The following is a 21,280-nucleotide window of genomic DNA, read 5'->3' on the forward strand; positions in this document are numbered from 1 at the left end:
CGCCCATGCCGCCCATGCCGGACATACCGCCCATGCCGCCCATGCCGCTCATGCCGCCCATACCGCTGGACACCCAAACCCACTGGCCACCCATGCCGGACATGCCGCCCATACCGGACATACCACCCATACCGGACATACCACCCATACCGGACATACCGCCCATACCGGACATACCGCCCATGCCGGACATACCGCCCATGCCGGACATACCGCTCATGCCGCCCATGCCGGACATACCGCTCATGCCGCCCATGCCGGACATACCGCTCATGCCGCCCATGCCGCTCATACCACTAGCTGGATAGAAGAAGATCTGTCCTTGCGGGGTGATCTTGAAATAGCCGGACATACCGCTCATGCCGCCCATACCGGACATTCCACTCATGCCACCCATGCCGGACATTCCGCCCATACCGGACATTCCACCCATGCCGGACATACCGCTCATGCCGCCCATGCCGGACATTCCACCCATGCCGGACATACCGCTCATGCCACCCATACCGGACATGCCGCCCATGCCGGACATGCCGTCCATGCCTGACATGCCATACATGCCTGCGGACGCCACGGGTGCGACAGCTAGTGCAACGGCCATCCCCATAGCTTTGATCACTCCTTTCAAACTCGGCATTCGAAACTTTTTCATAATTTTTTGCCTCACGTTGTAGTAAATATTTTCTCCCAACTCGGGGCCGTTAATCGGTCATCCGCCTGAACCGGCAGATAATCCTGACCCCCTATTTATGCCAACACTACTGATGCCATTGTCGAATATCGTATCTACCCTTCATGCCGGGTTGATTGAAAGGCGTGTGCCAATTTCCTTGGTTGTCAAGGAAATAGAGACTTTTGGGATAGGGTTGCTGCACACCAGTCAAGGAAGATTGATACCAGACCTTGTCTCGCATCACCCATTCAATGGCAGGCGCACCAACAGGCCGTATGGAAGGCTCTACCCCAGCGATGGGATAGTCAGCCATGAGATGTGGCGACAGCAGCATCAAAGCGCCACAGCCGGCAGACAGAAACAACCTCATTCCAACACCCTCCTCGATTTATCTTTTGTATCAGTACGGGTTGGCATGTCTATGTAGGCAACAGCTGTGCCATTATGCTGTATCTACCTCTTTTCCTTTGTTTTACAATGATTTTTTATCAAAAACCCAAATATGCGTGCTGATGCGGATAAAAGATTGTCTGACGATCTGTCATGCTAAGTGCTGCTGATGCATGTCCGTAATAGAGATAAATTTGTAAGTTATTTTCAAGTACAGAATTTAAATCATATTTATCATTCGATTAGAATGGATATTTAATTGACTACTGCAATAGTTCATAGGATTAGGCTCGACTGACATTTCGTCATACAGGGATAACTGATGCTTACATCCGTCGTATCACAGGGTGGAGGTCAATAGAGACCTCCACCCATTGATCGAACCCAAAGAGTCAACTAAAAAATACGTATGACACCACCATCCGATACACGAATCGCCAGCTGATATTTCAATCGATATGGCTCGGAAACACCGACCACACTGACCAGATAGACACGATTAATCTTACGAATCTTCCCTACCTGCAGGCCAGATTCCTTTGTTGCGTCTATCCATTGTTTTGTCAGTTCATGTACCTCCGACCACTCATCGAGAGGCAGTACACCCGGATCAAGTTGAAAATAGTCAATACGGCATTCAGCCATTTTAGCCGTTGAATCCACTGCCATAGACTGGTTTGTGGTCGGCAACTCCACGGGATGAAATAGCAGTGCCCCGCTTTCATCCCTTTCAATATGCCAGTATTCAAAGCCTTTTAAATTTGCCGGTAATGTCACGGAGCCACGCTCAACTGTTTGAGTTGCCGTTTGAGCAGGCGTATCGTCCGTATCGCCCTTATCGCCCGTATCACCCGGCCGCAGAATCAACGTGCCGTCACTATCCCACTCAACCTTCCATCCGCGCTCCTGCAGCGCATTGCCAAATTGTCTGATATTCGGCAGTTCAGCTTCAGGTGACTGATTGTCAGTTGCCGGCTTTTTTACAGGTTGGCGATAGATAACACTGCCATCCGCGGAGATGTACTCTTGCCACCCTTGAAGAAGCAGAGACTCACGCAGTGATTGAGAGAGGGTAACTCCCTGTTCTGCCAAGCCTGCTGTGGGTATTGATAGTGCAAGCCACAACAGATGAACGCTGATGCAACGATATCGACTGTTTCTGTTTTTTTTCACTTTCGGGACTCCTCCGCATTGTATAATTCACTGAATCCTGGATTAATCAGCAAAACATGCGCCAAGAGTGCACACGCGGGGCATGCATTCGTAAAAAAGGTCGATTCCTCGCCTATAACCTGACAAAATGTCAGGAAAAATGGCTGCTTTTGGCATTAAAATCAAATCAATTGACACTGTAAATCTGAGCCGTCATAAGTGATGAACTGGATAGCCAACAGCCTGAATCGGAAATTCATCCTTGGCACCACTTCCGGTCTTGCCATCAGCTCCCTGGTCTTTCTCCTACTCTACATCTCGCTCTACCAGTCTGAACTGGAGGGAGAACGCGCGCACACTGCCAGCCAGGTCAACAATTTGCTGCAGGTCTCATTGGAAAATGCCATGCTGAAGCGAGACCTGCCCGGTTTAAGCGAAATGGTAAAAAAACTGGGCAAGCAGGAGGGCATCGTATCCGTATTCATTACCAATCCTGGCGGCGAAATCAGGTTCAGCAGTAACCTGGGCGACTTTGGCAAACAATTGGCCAATCCCTACCGTGCCACATCCCTCACAACCCAATTCCTCGAAAACGGCGATGGACAGGAAATCCTGCGCAGTATCAATCCGGTACACAACAAAGCACCCTGTAAGGAGTGTCACGGGCCTGCAGAGAAAAATCCCATCAATGGCATCCTGTACGTGGATTACGATGCCGTGCCGATCAGAAACAGGGTTCGTGACACTACCCTGATGCTGATGGGGGCGGGCGCGCTGATCGTCATCCTGAACCTGATTGGAGGCTGGTGGTTCATCCATGCCTACATCCTCAGACCAGTAAACCATCTAACCCATGCAAGTAAAGAGTTGACCAACGGCAATCTAGAATCCCGCGTCTCAATGCGGGGTACCGATGAACTTTCGAAGTTGGGTGACACCTTCGATCTAATGGCGGAAAGATTGCAGGAGAAACTACTTGAACTGGAAGAACAGAAAGGTTTTTTACAGGCGCTTGTGGATGCCGTTCCCGACGGTATCAGAATTATCGACGATGAGTTCAAAATCGTATTGACCAACAAAGCCTATCGAGAACAACACACACTGCTGCAAACGACAGAAGTCGGAAACAACTGCTACACACTCACACATAATACAACCAAGCCCTGCCCACCTACTCTGATCACATGTCCGGTTCATGAAATCCTGCAGCACCATAAGCCGATCAAAGTGTTGCATCAACACCATCGCTCCGATCAATCAACCTTTGAGGTTGAAATTTTTGCAGCACCCATGGAAGTAAAGCGAGGCAGGCGCGAAACAACCCTGATCGTCGAGTCGATCCGGGATCTTGCAAAAGAGGTTAAATATTCCCAGGAACAGAAACTCTCTGAATTAGGACGACTGGCAACCGGCGTAGCCCATGAGATCCATAACCCACTCGCATCTGTCAAGTTGGCCCTGGATGCCACGAAAAACGCGCTTATTGCCGATAATAACTATTCGAATGGCGTCATGAAACATTTCGAACTTATCGATGACGAGATCAATACCTGTATCGAGATCACCGGAAAGTTGCTCAAATTAGGCTCGCCACCCCCTGAAAGCCTTGAGTTGGTCGATGTCAATAACGCCCTGCATGAGACACTGAGTCTATTGCAATGGCAGGCTGACCAGTTGCATATCACTGTTGAAGAGAGATATAAAACCGATCTGCTTCGTACTTTGGCATCTGAAAGTGAAATCAGAATGGTTGCGCTAAATTTGGCACAAAATGCGTTTCATGCAATGCCTGAAGGCGGGATATTGACCGTTTCCAGTTTTTCCGACGGTAAAACGATTTTACTGCAGTTTTCCGATACCGGCGCCGGTATCCGCGCCAAAGACCTGCCTTATATATTCGATCCCTTTTTCAGTCGTCGTGCTGACGATGTTAAAGGGACCGGCCTTGGCCTATCAATCAGTCTTGCCATCATAGAAAAGTATGGTGGAACGATAAGAGTTGAGAGTGAATTTTCCGCTGGCAGTGTTTTTACTGTCGAACTGCCGGACGCCGAGCATGAACTAGAGGTAAAGACATGACATCTAGAATAGTCGTCGTAGAGGATGACGACATACTCAGAAACCTCATCATACAACACCTCATTAAATTAGGGTATGAGGCGGACGGTCTCAGTCGCTGGGACAACGTCCTGGGTTATCTGGAAAAGTATGAGCCATCGCTAATCATCACAGATGCCCGCCTACCCGACGCCAACAGCCTTGAGTATATCGAAAATCTATCCATTAATTATCCTGTAATAATCCTTACCGCATTCGGTTCTGTTCGAGATGCCGTGGGCGCCATAAAAGCCGGAGCGATCGATTACATTCTGAAACCAGTCAGTCTCGATACACTTTCACTGACTGTTGAGAGAGCTCTCGATAATGCTGCACTGCGGAAAGATCACCTGTTTTGCAAACGACAATTAGAGCAGAGCACGCAACGCCATTCATCGCTTGTCGGAAACAGCGAGGCACTGACAAAGGTCAGGCAATTAATCGGAGCCGTCGCTCCCAATGACATCACTGTACTGATTCAAGGTGAGAGCGGCTCGGGTAAAGAATTGGTAGCGCGTGCCATTCATGCACACAGCCACCGTAAAAAGCATAATTTCGTTGCAGTAGACTGTTGTACCCTGCAAGAAAATCTATTTGAATCAGAATTATTTGGTCATGAGAAAGGGGCATTTACCGGTGCGGACAAACAGAAAAAGGGATTGATTGAGGGAGCGGAGGGAGGAACACTGTTTTTAGATGAAATCGGCGAAATAAACAGCAGTGGGCAAGCAAAGCTTCTACGCGTTCTGGAAACCGGGCAATTCCGGAGACTGGGCAGCACAAAGGACTTGAACGCCAACGTCAGGATAGTGGCCGCCACAAACCGCGACCTGGAAACCATGTCGTCTGAGGGAGATTTTCGCTCCGACCTCTTCTTCAGGCTCAATGCTTTCAATGTTATTGTACCGCCATTGCGCGACAGACGTGACGATATCCCGGAGCTGGCCAAGCACTTCCTGACAAATCATAATTTTTCCACCCGGGTTAACAAAACACTTTCATCATCGGCCATTCGCTCACTCGTCTCCTACGATTGGCCCGGCAATATCAGAGAGTTAAAGAATGTAATAGAACGAGCGATTATTCTCTCGGGTGAAAGACAGGCGATCAAACCTGAACATTTTGCCTTTACCCGGGTGCTAAGCAAGGGTGAGGGAGTTGTGACACTCAATTTTGATCACGATCCCTCCTTGGAAGAACTGGAAGCTCACTACCTGTCATATCAATTAAAGAAACACTCTGGTCGCCGTGGAAAAGTTGCGGAAGTTATGGGGATCAGCGAGCGGAGCATTTATCGCATGATCAAACGCTACTCTTTGGACGACATTAAATATAAAGCAGTCTGACTGTATCGCGCACTTCTGCATCCGAATGAAGGGGCCATGCGTTCTCCTGTGATCCCCGACTAGCCTGTCTGGACAAGCGTCAAATAAACAGAGCTGATTTGTAAGCTTGTTGCTATTATGTAGGTCATGAACACAACCTGCTTACAATACCTTGCCAGTTGGCATCAGCCGCTTGCACGCGCTATCAGACCGGTTTTCTTGTCAGTCGCAGCAGTATTACTGTTGCCCCCAATCTGCAGTGCCGACGCTCCTGATGGCTACCCGTTCCAGCCATTCGATCAGGCCATGGCGCAAGCGAAAAGCGACGCCAAGCCATTATTCGTCTATTTTGGGCGCTACGGCTGCGGTTATTGCGAAAAAACCAATAAGGAAGCGTTTATCGATCCAACGGTCAAAGCGCGTTACATAGCCAACTATGCCCTTGCCTACGTGGATGCAGAAAGCGGCCGCCGACTTCGACTCCACAGCGGTGAAAGGATCACCGAGCGTGAACTGGGAACCCGTTACAATGCCCTGGTCACCCCTGTGTTCTCTTTCCTTACTCCGGATGGAAAGCCCATCTACCGCATGATCGGTGTTCAGCGTATTGAGGACCTGATCGAGGCGGATAGAAGGATTCAAGCGGCCCTGGCGAAGGAAGCGCAGTGAAAATTGCTGATTTCGTTGTCCTCACACTCTGTTTTATGTTACCGACGGCACTTACTGCCTCTTCCTGGAAATTCGAACGGGCAATCGACGTCTCGGGTCCCAACACCGGCTACTTCCACCATATCGATTCCTCTGGTCGACGCAATATCGCCGTCTCAGAGCAGATCATTGCTATCGCATGGGAAGATGATCGGGATGGCGTTCCACGTATCTACCTGGCATACAAAGGGGCCACCGACAACAATTTCAACCATGACATTCGACTCAGTGGAGGTGGTGAGGCATACGAACCTTCACTGGTCGCCCTCAGTGGCGGCCGCTTCGTCATCGCCTGGGAGGAGGATGGGTATATTCATGCTCGAATGGCCTCGCTCGACGGTACTCCTGTTCTAGGGCCTATCGTCAAAGTCGACAGCAATCCCTCATCGCAAGTCAATCTGACCACCCATGGTGACAGGGTCTATGCTGTTTGGTCACAGCGCCGCGGACGCTTTGGGCGGATTCATGCTACAGATTTGAGGCCGAATGAAAAAGGCGTATTGAAACTCGGTATGGCCTGTCCTGTTGATGCCATCCCTCCCACGGATGAACAACTATACCCGGCAGCAGTCATCAGCGACGGTCGCCTGCTGGTAGCCTGGGAAGACCGTCGTCCAAAGCACACGATTATCATGGCTGCGGTTGATCATCCTGGTAACCCATGCCGATTCAGTGCCGCATATCGTATCAGTGAAAAACCTGAGATTCGCGGTCTGCCATACGGGTCGGGCCACGGGGTATCGAGAGTCGCCTTGGGGCATTACGGCCATCGTGGCGTATTCGCTGCATGGGAAGACAAGCGCGACTTTCGCGATGGCTACGATATCTGGGGGGCCCCTTTTCTATCCGCAGAATCCCGTTTCGGCAGCAACGTAAAGCTCCAGGACGATTTTGGAGGACTGGCTAAGCAGCGTCATGCTGCACTTTCCGGACATCGGGATGGCAGCTTGGTCGCTGCTTGGGATGATGAGCGGGAAGGTAATACCGACGTGGTGTTGAGCTGGCAAGATGATGGAGTGTGGAGTGATGACTGGTTGCTGCCTGTTGCATCCGGAGAAGGCCATCAGAGTAATCCAAGTATCGTGCTGGATACCAGGGGAGACCTCCACGTCATCTGGATTGAACGACAAGATATCGGCGCGACCACTCGGCTGAAGTATGCGCGGGGCCGGCGTCATATCGATAAATAGTTACCCACTTGACCATCAGGCTCAGCCATTCGATGACAGGCACGCAAGTAGCCGGGAAAATATTGATATGCAAGCGTGTCATTCCAGTAACTGTTGGACTACACCTTGATTGAACTGGTACCGCTATCCTGGGATCTCATTTGGCTAGCCGCACCCGTTATCTTCCTGGCCGGGCTGGTTCATGGCACTTTCGGTATCGGTTTCCCAATGGTCGCAACGCCATTGATAGCCCTGTTCACCGACGTGTTTACCGCCGTGCTGATTTGTGTGGTCCCCACCATGTCGGTCAACCTTACGACCATATGGCATGGCGGCAGAGCGCAATTGAGGAATGTCCGTCCTTACCTGCTGATTATACCTTTTGCGCTACTGGGTACGGTGACCGGCACTTTTTTATTACTTTGGCTTGATCCTCGTCCCTTTCTGCTGCTGCTAGCCGTGGCCGTATTGCTCTATCTGAATCAGGATCGTCTGCAAAGCATCGAATTTTCCTGGGTAAGAAATCACACCCTGCCCGCCTATATCCTGTTTGGCACAACAGCTGGACTGATGGCCGGCATGGTGAATGTGATGCTGCCGGTATTGATCATCCTCTTCATGGAATTGCGTATTGCCACAGCGACCATGGTGGTTCTATTCAACCTGAACTTTTTCACCGGCAAATTGACCCAGAGTCTGATCTTTATGCAGCAGGACATCCCCGGTATCGGCTTATTTCTGTTGCGCACATTGTTGCTCGCACCTTTTGCATTGACCTCGCTATTTATCGGCATGCAGCTGCGTAAACGCTTCACAGCAGAACGCTACGTGACCCTGTTAAGGGGGTTGCTCTGGGTAATCGCAGGGATATTGATCGTACGTTTTATTGTTGCCTATACCTGATGAATCAAACCTGAGTAGTAGATTACCCATTTAATATGCCTACAGAATCACAGGTTAGTTGCCTGGCATCATCAGAGACTCGTTACCTCCCAATGAACCGATTCTGCTTAATCGACCGACAGATCCATCAGTATCTTTGATTCATGATTTTCTGGGTTTTGCCTTGGCGGTTGCTTCTGCATGAACCGGATCGTCAGGCCAATAATGTTTCGGATAGCGCCCCTTCAACTCCTTCTTCACGTCCGGATAGGTCCTCTGCCAGAATCCAGCCAGATCATCGGTGATCTGCATGGGTCTTTGCGCCGGTGAGAGCAGGTGTAACATGACAGGTACCTTACCACCACCTATTCTGGGTGTATCCGCCAGACCGAACATCTCTTGTAACCTGACTGCAAGAACCGGAGGCCCTTCCACCGTGTAGTGAAGCGGAACCCTGGATCCACTTGGCACCTTCAAGTGGCTTGGAGCCTCGCGATCCAGTAGCTGTTGTTGCTGCCAATCAAGACTTGCCTTGAGTATCCCGCTCAGGTCGAGTCGCTGCAGATGTTCTTTGTTGTTGATTCCCGGCAACCAGGGTCCCAACCAGTCACTGAGATGTTTCGACAACCATTCATCCGAAAGATCGGGCCAGTTTGAATCATTCAGCTGACTAGCCAACCAACAGACCCGCATCTGCCATTGACGAAGCCGTTTACTCCACGGCAATACTGCCAATCCCATCGATGTGAGTCCCTGTAACATGGCGCTGACAACCTTTTCCGGGTCGGGTTCGGCAAGTGGACTATGATCAAGGACCACTGCCCCGACCCGGGCTTCCTCAAAGGCCGTAACCCGTTGCTCCCGCTTATCCCAAACAACAGCCGAGGTTGTTTCGATTTCGATATCGGGAAGTTGACGGATCTCCGCTTCAGTGATGGCAACGGCCAGTCTGATCCACCCCTCAACCTTGCCGGCATCCAACTCGGCTACGACTAAAAAATCCTGTGTCGCCAAGGGATCCGAATCGTTCAACAGCGCACCTCGACCATTGGCCAGGCGAAATCGGCCATGCCCTGTCCGCTGAGCAATCCGGTCGGGATAGGCCAGCGCCAGAAGTTGTGCTGCAGACATTTCCACACTGTTCGTGTCACTATCGAGACGCTGTAAGCGCATGCGCCAATCCCTGCTTACCCTGTCGACCCTTTTACATGCATGGGTGTCGATGCCGTTTACACTGCCGCCATGACCTCGATTCCGCCACGATGCGAGCAAGTGTAAACGCTGTTCCAGGTCCGCACCCGGATGGCTCTCTCGCTGGCGTTTTACGATATCCCGCTCACTCAGCAGCGCAGCCAGGTCACAGGCGAGCTGACGATCTCCCTCGACCACATTTATCAGGATATGGGCCAATCGTGGATGAGCGGGCAGTCTGGCTATCCGCTTTCCCATTGATGTCAGCAGACGCCGTCTATCCATGGCGCCGAGACGCTGTAACAGATCACAGGCCTGGTTGTAGGCAGCCTGCGGTGGCGGATCAAGCCAGCGCAGATCGACTGGATCAGCCACACCCCAGGCGGCGAGTTGCAAGGCCAGGGGAGCCAGATCGGCCTGCAGGATCTCCGCAGGATGGTAATCAGGCAATTGATCCTGATACTGGGATGACCATAAACGATAACAGATACCGGGGCCGAGACGCCCCGCCCGCCCGGCTCGCTGGGCGGCTGCAGCCTTCGATACCGCAACGGTCTCCAGCCGGGTCAACCCGATCCCGGGCATAAAACGCGGCAGTCGCGACCAACCGCAATCGATGACCGCACTGACCCCCTCAATGGTTAGGCTTGTCTCCGCAATGGACGTGGTGAGCACGATACGGCGCCTCTTTCCCCTGTCCGGGAGTAACGCGCGATCCTGTTCCGCCTTCGGCAGGTCGCCATAGAGCGGTGCAATCAGGGGCGAGCGTTCAGATTCGGCAAAGCGGCTAGCGATCAGCGTCTGCACCTGTCTGATTTCGGCAACGCCAGGCAGAAACACGAGGATGTCACCCTGTTCCTCATACCATACCCTGGCAACGGCCTGCGACACCTGTTCGGCAATGGCTCTTTTCTCGGGCTTTATTCCAAGGTAGTGATGGGTCACAGGAAATTGCCGACCTTGGGCGGTGATGATAGGCGCTCCATACATCAGCGCGGAGATACGATCCGAATCGAGGGTTGCCGACATAATCAACAGCCGCAGATCCTCCCGCAGCCCCTGCCGGGCATCAAGGGCCAAGGCCAGAGCCAGATCGCTGTGCAGATTACGTTCATGGAACTCGTCAAAGATCAGCAGGCCAACCCCTTTCAACTGAGGATCCTGTTGCAAACGGCGTGTCAGGATACCTTCGGTCACCACCTCGACACGGGTTTTCCGGGAGACCTTTCTTTCCAGGCGTATGGAATAACCTACCCGTTCACCGACGGCCTCGCCCAATAAATGGGCCATGCGGACTGCTGCTGTCCGGGCAGCCAGTCGACGGGGCTCAAGCAACAGAATGGTTTGCCCCCTCAACCAGGCAGCCTGCAACAATCGGATTGGAACCAGGGTCGTCTTACCCGATCCGGGCGGCGCGCACAACACGGCTCTGCCGGTGCTTGCAAGCGTATCGTCCAGTGCGGGCATGATTTGTGTGACGGGGAGTTCAGACACCATCGGCACCATGGTCGGGTGCGGCGCTACCGCACCGAAGGTTTCGTCTTCTGATCCGTACTATGAGGCCATAGGGTTAATGGTGCGGCAAGCCGCACCCTACACCGTAATGGAGCGTGGAAAAAAGCAGATTAACCCTGTTGCAGCGATATGGAATTGCTCTCTCTATCACAATGTACATGCATATCGAAGTTCAGGTCATCCGCAAAATCCTGGGCAACGATCCATATCTGAGTCAGATCCTCACTCAAAGTCGGCAGCACCGTGAGTGAACTGCGCGTACGCTTCTCATCGAAGAAGGCAAAAGGCTCATCGAGAAACAGAAACTGACTCCCCTGTATGGCCCGGTTGACCAGCTCCTGGGAAAGCGCGAGACGTACCGCCAACATGATCTGACGCTGGGTACCGCTGGATATCTCTTCCAGGTCCATGAAGTCCCGCTTTTCACTGGAGAAGGCGCGCACACTCAGATCGTCGTCGATCTGCAGATGCTCATAACGGTTCTCGGTAAACAAGGGCAGGGTCTTGCTGACCAGACCGCGCAGCTTGTGGTTGAATTTATGGGAGACCTCCCTGGTCGCGCCCTGAATCAATTGATCCGCCACCGCGCAGATCTCCATGTGGCGTTGTTTGTCATCGATCTTCTGCTGCAGATCACCCTTGATCTGTTTCAGCTGTTCGAACTTATCCAAACGCTCCTGCTCCTGGTCAATGACCGAATCGAGCTGACCCAGCCGGCGCCGGTCCGTTTCCACACCCTGCCTCAATTGGCCCTCTTCCTGCGCCACGCCGTCTCTGACTTCGGCGATGGTGACATTCCAGTCACTCACCCGCTGACTCAGGCGCTCCCGTGCGGCACGATCGACAATCGCCGGTTCTGCCTCGGCCTCGTCAGGTTGTTCGCTCTCTGTCCCTTCCGTGCTCTCCGTATCCATATCTGCCTGGTTGGATTCAACCTCCTCCACGAGTTCATTACGGATAACCACACTGGAGAGGCTATCCAGGTTACCCAGTGCATCCACCAGCCCGGATGCCGCCTCGTCGTAGGCCTTGGCGCTGCGCTTTTTGGCGGCGCGACGAATCCAGAAGATCAAAAACAACAACGCAAATCCGCCCGCACCATACAGCAGCCAGGGGATCATCGAATCTTGCCAGGCAGAGATATTGTTGCTCAGTATTTCACTCAATTGCTGTGCAGAGGCCTGCTCGGGTAGTTTTGCCAGCAGATACCAGGCCCCGCCCGCAATCAATGCCAATAGCAGAGACAGAAACGCCAGAAAGCCGGCGCGTCCGGCTGTACTGAGATCTGACTCCCGTCTCGGCACGGCATCCTGGTAGGTAATGGATGCGTTCTCCAGCTGTTCGATAAGGTCCATCGAATCTTCCATATGGCGGGTCACCTCATTGTGTTCACCCTGTAACGCCGGCATCAGGTTGTGATCAATATCGATCTCATCGATTTGAGTCTGCACACTGATCTGTTCCGCTTGACGCTGCTCAACCTCATTCAGGGTGGCGCCCTTGTCCTCCTGGCATGCCTCGTTGACATACTCCAGGGTTACTAATCCAGCCATGGTCTTTACCGCAAAGCTATGGGGATGGGGAGTCGTGATCTCGCGTTGCGCCAGATAGAAGGATTCAACGAACTCCTCAAACTCATATCCGACCAACTCATAGACCTTGTCCGCAACTTGCTCCACACCTCGCGCGATCGGTTCCTCATCGTTATCGGATGCCGTAAGGGTAAGTCTGGCGCTGTGGTTACCCGCATCATCGAGAAAACGATCCAGGCAATAACGCTTACCGTCCCTCGGGGTAAATTCGAGCTGTGCCGAACAGTGGGTTTCACCCCAGCGTATCACCTTGGTCAAATCATCCACATCCAGGGAGAAGGTCCTGCCGAAGAGCGCGAAACAGACGGTTTCACCAATCGTACTCTTGCCCGATTCATTGGGTCCGGATATTGCGATCAAGCCCTGCCCGGGGATATTCTCCAAATTCAGGTCGGTATACTTCAGAACATTATTCGCCTTGATGGAATTAATGATCATGACCAACCCTCATCCGCGAGCACACGCAGTTTGTTGATCACCATTTGCATGGCCTGATCGAATGTCTCCTCGTCAAACGCCTCCCCAGAGTTGAGACGGCGCTCTTTTTCTGCCTTGCAGTAGTCGAGAAACTCCTGGGCAGACGCCCCCAGCGACAGATTCTCTTGCTGTGTTGTCTGATCTGACGAAGACATACAAAACTCCCCTTTTTTCTTGTGTACCGCCTGAACTGCTTGAACCAGTAAAATATTGATGCCCAACCGTATTGGCAACCCGTCGATGAGTTGCCGTCGTTATCCCCATATTGATTGCGCATTCGGTCGTCAGCCCAGTATAGGGAGTTCTGATCAGCAGGTCATCAACGAAACAGCCCGTTGCCGGATCTGCAACAATTCGAAATATCTATCGGTAACAATCCGTTAAGGGACTATTGCATGGCTGGATCAAACAGTTTCCCCTTTCATGCCCTATAATATCAATAACTTATGCTATTGCTTTTTAGAAATTAAAAGCCTTGTGGCGAATAGCCGAAATGTGTCGGTTTTTTTTACGCTCACGAAGCATAACAACCCCAAAGAAAATGTGTCAGACCCTATCTTACTGTTTTAAATGAATATCTTAATGTTTGGCATTTTTTTTGTTTATGTAAAAATTAACAATGTACAAATAATTGACCGGTAAATGACTGTGGATAGACGTATTGGTATCAGCGCCATTCCCTCTGACCCAAAAAGCTATCTCAACGAGCAACAACAGCTGGGATTGATACACCTGAGAGAGTATGGCTGGACAACCTTCTGCGTGAGGCGTCTCTCGGGAGACAGTGCAACCACGATTCTCAGAAACAAACACAACAAAGTGCTGGGCATCCTGCACGAAGATGGCACGCTCAGAATTGCAAATCAATTGAAGGTTCGTGACTGCAGATATGAAGAGAACACCGACATCGAAAGCATGTTGGATTCAATCAAACAGCAGGTAAAGAAGCCTCCGCAGCAATAATCCTTTCCCTGTACTTCAAGCACAAAGTATCCGAAACACCGTAATAATCACTACCACTGGCAAATGGTAATGCTGTGTGTGCTGTTGAATTGCTTCACGCCATATCTCCCGCCATTGAACAGCTGCATGTGGCTTCGAATGAATCTCATTGATTGAAGCCCTAAAGATATCGATATATTCCATGTTACATCTTGTTACAACGCGTTACCGATCAGAGAGGATTAAACCATCGGCGGCGGCCAGAATCAGCTCTGACCGTAAGCCATTCCGAGTGCTCTACCAATTTCAGATCAATCCTTCAACAGCGTGTTTGGGGTTTTCGGCCGGTAACAAACCAGATGAAACCGATCAGCGGGAAAATGAAATTTGACAGACTTCCAATCAAGATACATACTGGTCGGTATGTTTCATGAATGGGATTCCCGCTGCCATGCTTGCCGATGCTGACGCTACCCGACGGTCACTGCTGGAAGCCGCCTATGAGGAGATTCATCGTTTCGGTTTCCAGGCCGCCAGTCTGAATGCCATCCTGGAACGAACCGGCGTCACCAAAGGCGCCCTCTATCACCATTTCAGCAGCAAACTGCAACTCGGTTACGCCGTACTGGACGAACATATCGCCGAGGAGTTGCAGAGACTCTGGTTCGAACCCCTGCGCCAACCCGGACACCCGATCGACGTGTTGATGGGAACCATCATGAAGATGGGCGAGCACTACCAGTGTGAAGAGATCACCCTCGGCTGTCCGCTCAACAACCTGGCCCAGGAGATGTCGGCCATCGATGACGGTTTTCGTCAACGCATCGACTCGATCTACAAACGCTGGCAGGAGAGTATCGAAACGCTTCTTACCCGAGGACAGCAGGAAGGCAGTGTCTCCACCGCGATCGATCCGGCCGATACGGCTTTTTTCATTCTTGCCTCACTGGAGGGCTGCATGAGTATGGCGAAAAATGCCCAGAGCCACGATGAGCTGATGCGTTGCGGCAAGGCGCTTTCAATCTATCTGAACAGCCTTCGCACATAAACCCGTAAATTCAAACCAAAGACCCATCGCAAGGAACGTGAAATGAACAAACAACCAAACGAAACTGACAAATCAGCAACAGGGAAATGATATGAAAGAATCCTTTTTCCGCTTCGTACTGAATAACAGGTTGCTGGTCATCTTTCTTGCCATCGCGATCTCGCTGTTGATGGGCAGTGGTATACAACACCTGGCATTCAGCAATGATTACCGCATGTTTTTCAGCGAAGAGAATCCACAACTGAAGGCCTTCGAACAACTGCAGAATACCTACACGAAAAATGACAATGTACTGTTTGTCATCGCACCCAAGGATGGCAAGGTATTTACACGTGAAACCCTCACCGCCGTCGCGGAGCTGACCAAGGAATCCTGGCAGATACCCTACTCCCTGCGTGTCGATTCCATCACCAACTTCCAGCATACCCATGCCGAAGGGGATGATCTGATCGTCGAGGATCTTGTCCTGGACCCCCAATCCCTGAACGATGAAGATCTGGCTGAGAAACAGCGAATCGCCACCAGCGATCCCCTCCTGGTCAATCGTTTGATATCGCCCTCGGCCCACACCACCGGCGTCAATGTGACGGTACAGCTGCCGGGCAAAAAACTGACCGAGGTACCGGAAGTGGCGAACCGGGCCAGGGAGATGGCAAAAAACATCGAGGCGGCCTATCCCAACATCGACATCCATCTCACCGGCATGGTGATGATGAACAACGCTTTTCCTTCCGCCTCCCAGGACGACATGACGAGCCTCTACCCGATCATGTTCGCCGCGGTGATCCTGGTATTGGTAGTGATGCTGCGCTCCATTCCCGGCACCCTCTCGACGGTGATCATCATTATTCTGATGATCATCGCCACCATGGGCCTGACAGGCTGGCTCGGCATCAAGATGTCGCCGCCCACCACCACAGTACCGATCGTAATCATGACCCTGGCGATCGCCGATTGTGTGCACATTTTGGTCAACTTTCTCCACTTCATGCGAGACGGGCAGAACAAATATGAGGCGATGATGGAGAGTCTGCGCATTAACCTGCAGCCCATTTTCCTCACCACCCTGACCACTGCCATCGGCTTTCTCAGTCTCAATTTCAGTGAAGCACCGCCGTTCCGTGATTTGGGCAACATGGCGGCCATGGGGGTAGTGCTGGCATTCTTTCTCTCCATCACCTTCCTGCCCGCCATGATGATGCTGTTACCGGTCAAGGCCCTCAGCGGAGACACCCTGGGCAGCATTGCCATGGTACGCTTCTCTGACTTTGTTGTGCGTTACAAAAAACAGCTGCTATGGGGCATGGGCATGGTTGTGTTGCTGCTCATTTCGCAGATACCCAACAACCGGCTCGATGATCAGTTTGTAAAATATTTCGACGAGACTATCACCTTTCGGCAGGCAACCGATTACACCACTGAAAATTTAACCGGCATCTATCTCATAGAGTATTCCCTGGAGAGTGGTGAGACCGGAGGCATCAGCGATCCGCAGTTTCTGCAGAGAGTGGAGGAGTTCGCCAACTGGTATCGGCAACAGCCCCATGTACTGCACGTCAACAGCATCACTGACATCATGAAACGTCTCAATCGCAACATGCATGCGGACAATGACGATTGGTACCGGCTGCCGGATCAACGGGACCTGTCGGCCCAATACCTGCTGTTGTATGAGTTTTCCCTCCCCTTCGGCCTCGATCTGAATAATCAGATCAATGTAAAAAAGTCGGCGACGCGTTTTACCGTCACCATGGAGAGTATCTCCACCACCCAGTTGCTGGAGATCGAAGAGCGTGCCCAAGCATGGCTGTAGGAGAATGCGCCAGGCATGCGTATCGATGGTGCCAGTCCCACGATCATGTTCGCTCATATCGGCAATCGAAATATCATCTCCATGTTGAAAGGCACCACGCTGGCGCTGGTGATGATCTCCGTTATATTGATCTTCGCCCTGCGTTCGCTGCGAGTGGGCGGACTCAGTCTTATCCCCAATCTAGTGCCGATGGGGATGGCATTCGGATTATGGGGCATCTTTGTCGGCGAGGTTGGACTGGCACTCTCCGTGGTAACCGGCATGACCCTTGGCATCGTGGTCGACGATACGGTGCACTTTCTCAGCAAATATTTGCGTGCCCGCCGTGAAAAGGATATGGACCGCGAAAACGCAGTACGTTACGCATTCTCCACAGTGGGCACCGCACTGTGGGTTACGACACTGGTACTGATGGTCGGCTTCGGCATCCTCGCCTTCTCCCACTTCCAACTGAATGCCGGGATGGGATTGCTGACCGCCATTACACTCGGCCTGGCGCTGATTGCCGATTTCCTGTTCCTGCCCCCGCTGTTGATCTATTTCGGAGGAAAAAAATCATGAAGTCCACCCTTCTAACGCTGCTGCTGGTTTTGACACCGGCACTGACCCTGGCAATGACCGCGGAAGAACGCGGACTGGAGATCGCCAAGGAGATCGAGGCCCGCGATACCGGCTTTCACGACTTCAAGGCCACCATGACGATGTTGTTACGCAACAAGCATGGCGAAGAGAGTCTGCGCGACATGCGTAATCGGACCTTGGAGGTCGAGAACGACGGTGACAAAACACTGGTGGTGTTCGATGAACCGCGGGATGTGAAAGGCACCGCCCTGTTGAGCTTCTCCCACAAGGTCGGTGACGATGATCAGTGGCTCTACCTGCCGGCACTGAAAAGGGTCAAGCGCATCGCCTCTCGTAATAAATCTGGGCCGTTCATGGGCAGCGAATTCGCCTATGAGGATATCTCATCCCAGGAGGTTGAGAAGTACACCTACAAGTACATCGAGGATGGCGACCACCAAGGTACTCCCTCCTTCCTGATCGAACGCTACCCGGTGGATCCCAACTCCGGTTACACCCGCCAGCAGGTCTGGGTCGACAAACAGCGTTACATACCGCTCAAAATCGACTACTACGATCGCAAGAACTCCCCATTGAAGACCCTGGTGTTTCGCGGCTATCAACAATACCTGGACCAATATTGGCGCGCTGACGAGATGTTCATGGAAAACCACCAGACAGGAAAAAGCACCCTGCTGACATGGAAGGAATACAATTTCCGCTCCGGGCTGACTGACAGTGATTTCAATAAGAACAGTTTGAAGCGCGCACGATAGCGCTCAACCAAGATGATCAGGAGCAAATTATTGATATGCCTTTTCCGCCGATGTAGGGTGCGGCTTGCCGCACCACTGCTCCGGTTAATGTTATTGATACCCGGAGTGTTGTCGGCAGGCGAATGGAGCGGGTTTGTCGAACTGCAGGGACGGCACTTCCCGCAACAGGCGATGGACAGGGATCAATCCGATCAACTGCTGTCGATTGTCGTCCAGCCTGAATACTATCAACGTTGGGATAATGACAGACAAAGCCTGCTGTTCATTCCCTTCCTGCGCTGGGACAGTGAAGATGACGAGCGCACCCACGGCGATATCCGGGAGCTGATCTGGACCTACGCCGGTGATGGCTGGGAGACCAAGGCCGGTATCGGCAAGGTCTTCTGGGGGGTCACAGAGGCGCTGCACCTGGTGGATATCATCAACCAGACAGACTTGATAGAGAACCCTGACGGCGAACAGAAACTGGGACAGCCCATGCTCAAGCTCTCCCTGGAAAAGGATTGGGGCATCATCGACCTGTATGCCCTGCCCGGATTCCGAGAGCGCACCTACCCTGGTGAAGCAGGTCGCCTGCGAACCCATCCTCACGTCGATACCGACTTGGCCGAATACCAGTCCGACAGGGAGGAGAGACACATCGACCTGGCGCTGCGCTGGTCCCACTTCATCGGTGACTGGGATATCGGCATTGCCCACTTCGACGGCACCAGCCGCGATCCGCTGCTGACACCAGGGCGCAACAGCGGCGGTGAGATCGTATTGATCCCCTTCTATGAACAGATACGGCAAACCAGTCTCGACCTGCAGGCCACCAAAGGCGATTGGCTGTGGAAACTGGAAGCCATCCACCGCGCCGGCGATAGCGGCAGTTACAATGCGGCCACCGGCGGCTTCGAATATACCCTGGTCGGTATTGCCGACAGTGATATGGACCTGGGCTTTCTGGGGGAGTATCTCTATGACGACAGGCGCGATGACGCCACCACCCCCTTCGAAAACGACCTGTTCGTCGGGCTACGCCTCACCGCCAACGATGTGGACGACAGCGAACTCCTGGCTGGCGTGATCAAGGATCTCGACGATGACGGTTGGATGTTCAACCTGGAGGCCAGCCGGCGCATCGGCAATCACTGGAAGACATCTGCGCAGATACGGCTATGGTCGGATATTCCCATAGACGACCCGCTATTCACATTTCATCGCGATGATTACTTCGAGCTGGCCATTACACGCTTCTTTTAGCGATGATAGATAGCCGACGCATTGTGCGGCATGAATCAGTCCGGTAAATTCTCGAGCACGACCCGGGCAATTTCTTGAGCAGCATCCAACTCGTCCTTTCTATTTAAACCCAGGAAGAGATCGACGCTGATAATGTATGAACCGTACAGTACATCGACTTCGCCCAATGGCTGGGTGTTTCTAGCCTTGTCACCGAGACCTTCGATCGATGGATGTTTACTGCTGAAATCGTAGCTCGCAGCTGCCTTGGATGCATCGCCCCAGGATTCAATGTTGATATGGATATCATCGGAGCTGCAGTTGAGGTACATGACATTGCCGAGCCTGTCTACCGATGCTGAAGGTGTAGTGACCGATGTTCCGACGATCTCTTCCATGTTAGTGTGTGAGATCAGTGCACATGGATCAAACGCTTGCTGTACAGGCTGTTGAGTATTCACAGGCGGGGTAACGCTGATCTGATTCTGAGCGACCGGGCTGGTTTGCTCATCACTGCACCCAGCAATCAGGGACAACAGTAATCCAATCACTATAGATATTTGGTATCGCAAGATAATCATTCACGTTTCCCTCAAGATTCCGCAAGCTTCGCAAGTAGTTTCATGTCGGGTAAATGGACTTTACAGCACACCGTGAAATTCGGTTTTGCAATATTCAAGTGATATGGAGTGTATTATTACCTTGACATATCATCAAAAAATGTTGGAGATACACCTACACTGGTTTGCCGCAATGAATACAGAACTTATTGCCCGGCATGATTTCATTACCGCAATAGATACAGAATCCCATTCCATTCGACTGCTTTCCTGGATCACTTGGTGAAAATGTCTTAGACATTTCTTTAATCAACAAATCGACCCCGTTATGGAAAAAAGGTTCTTCCGGTATCGGGATTGCATTTCTGTACGCCAGGGGCTTTAGGCCTTCCGGCAGGTCATCTTCATCCGGCATGATGCCCTTTTTCACCAACACCGGGATCACCGGAATTTCCTTCTTCAAGGCAGTCTCAATCTCCACCCTGAGGTGATCGTTGGAGAGGTCCAGTCGGCGTTCACCCTTCTTATTTTTGGCTTCCAGCCATTTGTCCCCTATTATCGCCACCAGCATGCTGCATTGATCGATGGTCTTATTGATGTGTTTTCTGAAATCGACCCCGGCAGGTATGGAATCAACGTCCCTGAAGATGGCCTGTTTGCCAAATTCGTTAGTGAGCCTGTCACATATCCTGCCAGTGATTTCCCGGCTATCCCCCCGCCGGTAAGAGATAAAGACAGTGCAGGATTTTCTTTGTTTCGGGGTCTTTTCCGAGGGTTTGATTGTTGGTTTCGCACTGTGGGGTGTCAATCGAGGTACGGTATTGCCGACCTGTTGCACATACAGATACTGCTTTGGCTTGATCAGAGAATTGAGTGACTTTTCCATACCCTTCAGGGTGAATGCCTCCCTGATATTTTCAGGCGATCGATCACCGCACTCCAGGTCCAGCGTTTGATCAGGTTTCAGATCAACCCGCAACGGTTCACTTTTGTAGAGATCTATCTTTATCCCGATGGCATGGGAGCCGATGGGTACTTTGAACTGCTTTGTTTCCCCCGACTTGATTTTACCAACGACATTGTCATCAATGGTGATTGCAAATTGGCGAATTTGATATGAGTTGGTTTTCTTTCTTTTTAATGTGATGAAAGCAGCTGGCTTATTCATTGCGGGGCCCTTAGCGG

Annotated in this window: 19 protein-coding genes; 11 read left to right on the forward strand and 8 right to left on the reverse strand. The window is 51.9% G+C overall.

Going from position 1 to position 21,280, the window contains the following annotated elements; all coding sequences use genetic code 11:
• From CODIS_RS21245 to CODIS_RS14100, 3 genes are all read right to left on the reverse strand, one after another.
• Nucleotides 1-652: hypothetical protein (locus CODIS_RS21245; RefSeq protein ID WP_201259034.1), on the reverse strand; the 652-nt coding region annotated here is incomplete at its 3' end.
• Nucleotides 653-758: 106 nt separating this feature from the next.
• Nucleotides 759-1,043: a hypothetical protein gene (locus tag CODIS_RS14095; protein ID WP_069126404.1), complete on the reverse strand. Its 285-nt coding sequence runs from the start codon at nt 1,041-1,043 to the stop codon at nt 759-761.
• A 416-nt stretch (nt 1,044-1,459) separates the two neighbouring features.
• A complete protein-coding gene (locus tag CODIS_RS14100; RefSeq protein WP_069126407.1) occupies nt 1,460-2,236 on the reverse strand; it encodes a hypothetical protein in 777 nt (258 codons plus the stop codon).
• A gap of 201 nt (nt 2,237-2,437) precedes the next feature.
• Between CODIS_RS14100 and CODIS_RS14105 the strand changes: the two genes are divergently transcribed.
• From CODIS_RS14105 to CODIS_RS14125, 5 genes are all read left to right on the forward strand, one after another.
• Entirely contained in the window at nt 2,438-4,294 is a 1,857-nt protein-coding gene (locus tag CODIS_RS14105; RefSeq protein ID WP_069126410.1) for a HAMP domain-containing sensor histidine kinase, read from the forward strand.
• Nucleotides 4,291-5,658: a sigma-54-dependent transcriptional regulator gene (locus CODIS_RS14110; protein WP_069126412.1), complete on the forward strand. Its 1,368-nt coding sequence runs from the start codon at nt 4,291-4,293 to the stop codon at nt 5,656-5,658. Before CODIS_RS14105 ends, CODIS_RS14110 begins: the two co-directional genes overlap by 4 nt.
• 222 nt (nt 5,659-5,880) lie before the next feature.
• Entirely contained in the window at nt 5,881-6,306 is a 426-nt protein-coding gene (locus CODIS_RS14115; RefSeq protein ID WP_235615231.1) for a thioredoxin family protein, read from the forward strand.
• Nucleotides 6,303-7,535: a hypothetical protein gene (locus CODIS_RS14120; protein WP_083220778.1), complete on the forward strand. Its 1,233-nt coding sequence runs from the start codon at nt 6,303-6,305 to the stop codon at nt 7,533-7,535. Before CODIS_RS14115 ends, CODIS_RS14120 begins: the two co-directional genes overlap by 4 nt.
• Nucleotides 7,536-7,640: 105 nt before the next feature.
• Nucleotides 7,641-8,417 (forward strand): sulfite exporter TauE/SafE family protein, encoded by a 777-nt coding sequence (locus tag CODIS_RS14125; RefSeq protein WP_162420231.1) that lies wholly within the window; start codon nt 7,641-7,643, stop codon nt 8,415-8,417.
• A gap of 141 nt (nt 8,418-8,558) precedes the next feature.
• Here the strand turns inward: CODIS_RS14125 and hrpB are convergent, their stop codons facing one another.
• The 3 genes from hrpB to CODIS_RS14140 form a co-directional block, all read right to left on the reverse strand.
• Entirely contained in the window at nt 8,559-11,084 is a 2,526-nt protein-coding gene (gene hrpB / locus CODIS_RS14130) for an ATP-dependent helicase HrpB (RefSeq protein ID WP_069126625.1), read from the reverse strand.
• 128 nt (nt 11,085-11,212) lie between these two features.
• Nucleotides 11,213-13,132, reverse strand: coding sequence for an ATP-binding protein (locus tag CODIS_RS14135; protein WP_069126414.1), 1,920 nt, complete (start codon nt 13,130-13,132; stop codon nt 11,213-11,215).
• Nucleotides 13,129-13,326 carry a nodulation protein E gene (locus CODIS_RS14140; protein WP_069126416.1) on the reverse strand — a complete coding sequence of 66 codons (198 nt, stop codon included), beginning with the start codon at nt 13,324-13,326 and terminating at the stop codon, nt 13,129-13,131. The genes CODIS_RS14135 and CODIS_RS14140 overlap by 4 nt, the downstream gene beginning before the upstream one ends.
• Nucleotides 13,327-13,819: 493 nt before the next feature.
• Here CODIS_RS14140 and CODIS_RS14145 point away from each other — a divergent pair, with 493 nt between their 5' ends.
• From CODIS_RS14145 to CODIS_RS14165, 6 genes are all read left to right on the forward strand, one after another.
• Complete coding sequence (locus CODIS_RS14145; protein WP_154723136.1) at nt 13,820-14,134, forward strand: hypothetical protein; 315 nt, start codon at nt 13,820-13,822, stop codon at nt 14,132-14,134.
• A gap of 409 nt (nt 14,135-14,543) precedes the next feature.
• On the forward strand, nt 14,544-15,161 hold the full coding sequence (locus CODIS_RS14150) for a TetR/AcrR family transcriptional regulator (protein WP_083220781.1): 618 nt from the start codon (nt 14,544-14,546) through the stop codon (nt 15,159-15,161).
• A gap of 91 nt (nt 15,162-15,252) precedes the next feature.
• Nucleotides 15,253-16,974: an efflux RND transporter permease subunit gene (locus CODIS_RS14155; protein ID WP_235615232.1), complete on the forward strand. Its 1,722-nt coding sequence runs from the start codon at nt 15,253-15,255 to the stop codon at nt 16,972-16,974.
• Between the two features lie 15 nt (nt 16,975-16,989).
• Complete coding sequence (locus CODIS_RS21420) at nt 16,990-17,535, forward strand: MMPL family transporter (protein ID WP_235615233.1); 546 nt, start codon at nt 16,990-16,992, stop codon at nt 17,533-17,535.
• Nucleotides 17,532-18,311 carry an outer membrane lipoprotein-sorting protein gene (locus CODIS_RS14160; protein ID WP_069126422.1) on the forward strand — a complete coding sequence of 260 codons (780 nt, stop codon included), beginning with the start codon at nt 17,532-17,534 and terminating at the stop codon, nt 18,309-18,311. Before CODIS_RS21420 ends, CODIS_RS14160 begins: the two co-directional genes overlap by 4 nt.
• A gap of 87 nt (nt 18,312-18,398) precedes the next feature.
• Entirely contained in the window at nt 18,399-19,556 is a 1,158-nt protein-coding gene (locus CODIS_RS14165; protein WP_069126426.1) for a hypothetical protein, read from the forward strand.
• 35 nt (nt 19,557-19,591) lie between these two features.
• Here CODIS_RS14165 and CODIS_RS14170 read toward each other — a convergent pair whose 3' ends face one another.
• Both CODIS_RS14170 and CODIS_RS14175 read right to left on the reverse strand, forming a co-directional pair.
• Complete coding sequence (locus tag CODIS_RS14170; RefSeq protein ID WP_154723137.1) at nt 19,592-20,071, reverse strand: hypothetical protein; 480 nt, start codon at nt 20,069-20,071, stop codon at nt 19,592-19,594.
• A 199-nt stretch (nt 20,072-20,270) separates the two neighbouring features.
• Nucleotides 20,271-21,263 carry a TIR domain-containing protein gene (locus CODIS_RS14175; protein ID WP_069126432.1) on the reverse strand — a complete coding sequence of 331 codons (993 nt, stop codon included), beginning with the start codon at nt 21,261-21,263 and terminating at the stop codon, nt 20,271-20,273.
• Nucleotides 21,264-21,280: the final 17 nt, after the last annotated feature.

Source organism: Candidatus Thiodiazotropha endolucinida (assembly GCF_001715975.1).
In the GTDB taxonomy this organism is placed as follows: domain Bacteria; phylum Pseudomonadota; class Gammaproteobacteria; order Chromatiales; family Chromatiaceae; genus Thiodiazotropha; species Thiodiazotropha endolucinida.

Excerpts from the sequence above, each read along its gene's own strand:
- CODIS_RS14135 (WP_069126414.1), bottom strand. The coding sequence starts at position 13,132 with ATGATCATTAATTCCATCAAGGCGAATAATGTTCTGAAGTATACCGAC.
- CODIS_RS14140 (WP_069126416.1), bottom strand. The coding sequence starts at position 13,326 with ATGTCTTCGTCAGATCAGACAACACAGCAAGAGAATCTGTCGCTGGGG.
- CODIS_RS14165 (WP_069126426.1), top strand. The coding sequence starts at position 18,399 with ATGTTATTGATACCCGGAGTGTTGTCGGCAGGCGAATGGAGCGGGTTT.
- hrpB (WP_069126625.1), bottom strand. The coding sequence starts at position 11,084 with ATGGTGTCTGAACTCCCCGTCACACAAATCATGCCCGCACTGGACGAT.
- CODIS_RS14095 (WP_069126404.1), bottom strand. The coding sequence starts at position 1,043 with ATGAGGTTGTTTCTGTCTGCCGGCTGTGGCGCTTTGATGCTGCTGTCG.
- CODIS_RS14155 (WP_235615232.1), top strand. The coding sequence starts at position 15,253 with ATGAAAGAATCCTTTTTCCGCTTCGTACTGAATAACAGGTTGCTGGTC.
- CODIS_RS14150 (WP_083220781.1), top strand. The coding sequence starts at position 14,544 with ATGAATGGGATTCCCGCTGCCATGCTTGCCGATGCTGACGCTACCCGA.
- CODIS_RS14110 (WP_069126412.1), top strand. The coding sequence starts at position 4,291 with ATGACATCTAGAATAGTCGTCGTAGAGGATGACGACATACTCAGAAAC.
- CODIS_RS14105 (WP_069126410.1), top strand. The coding sequence starts at position 2,438 with ATGAACTGGATAGCCAACAGCCTGAATCGGAAATTCATCCTTGGCACC.
- CODIS_RS14175 (WP_069126432.1), bottom strand. The coding sequence starts at position 21,263 with ATGAATAAGCCAGCTGCTTTCATCACATTAAAAAGAAAGAAAACCAAC.
- CODIS_RS14160 (WP_069126422.1), top strand. The coding sequence starts at position 17,532 with ATGAAGTCCACCCTTCTAACGCTGCTGCTGGTTTTGACACCGGCACTG.
- CODIS_RS21420 (WP_235615233.1), top strand. The coding sequence starts at position 16,990 with ATGCGTATCGATGGTGCCAGTCCCACGATCATGTTCGCTCATATCGGC.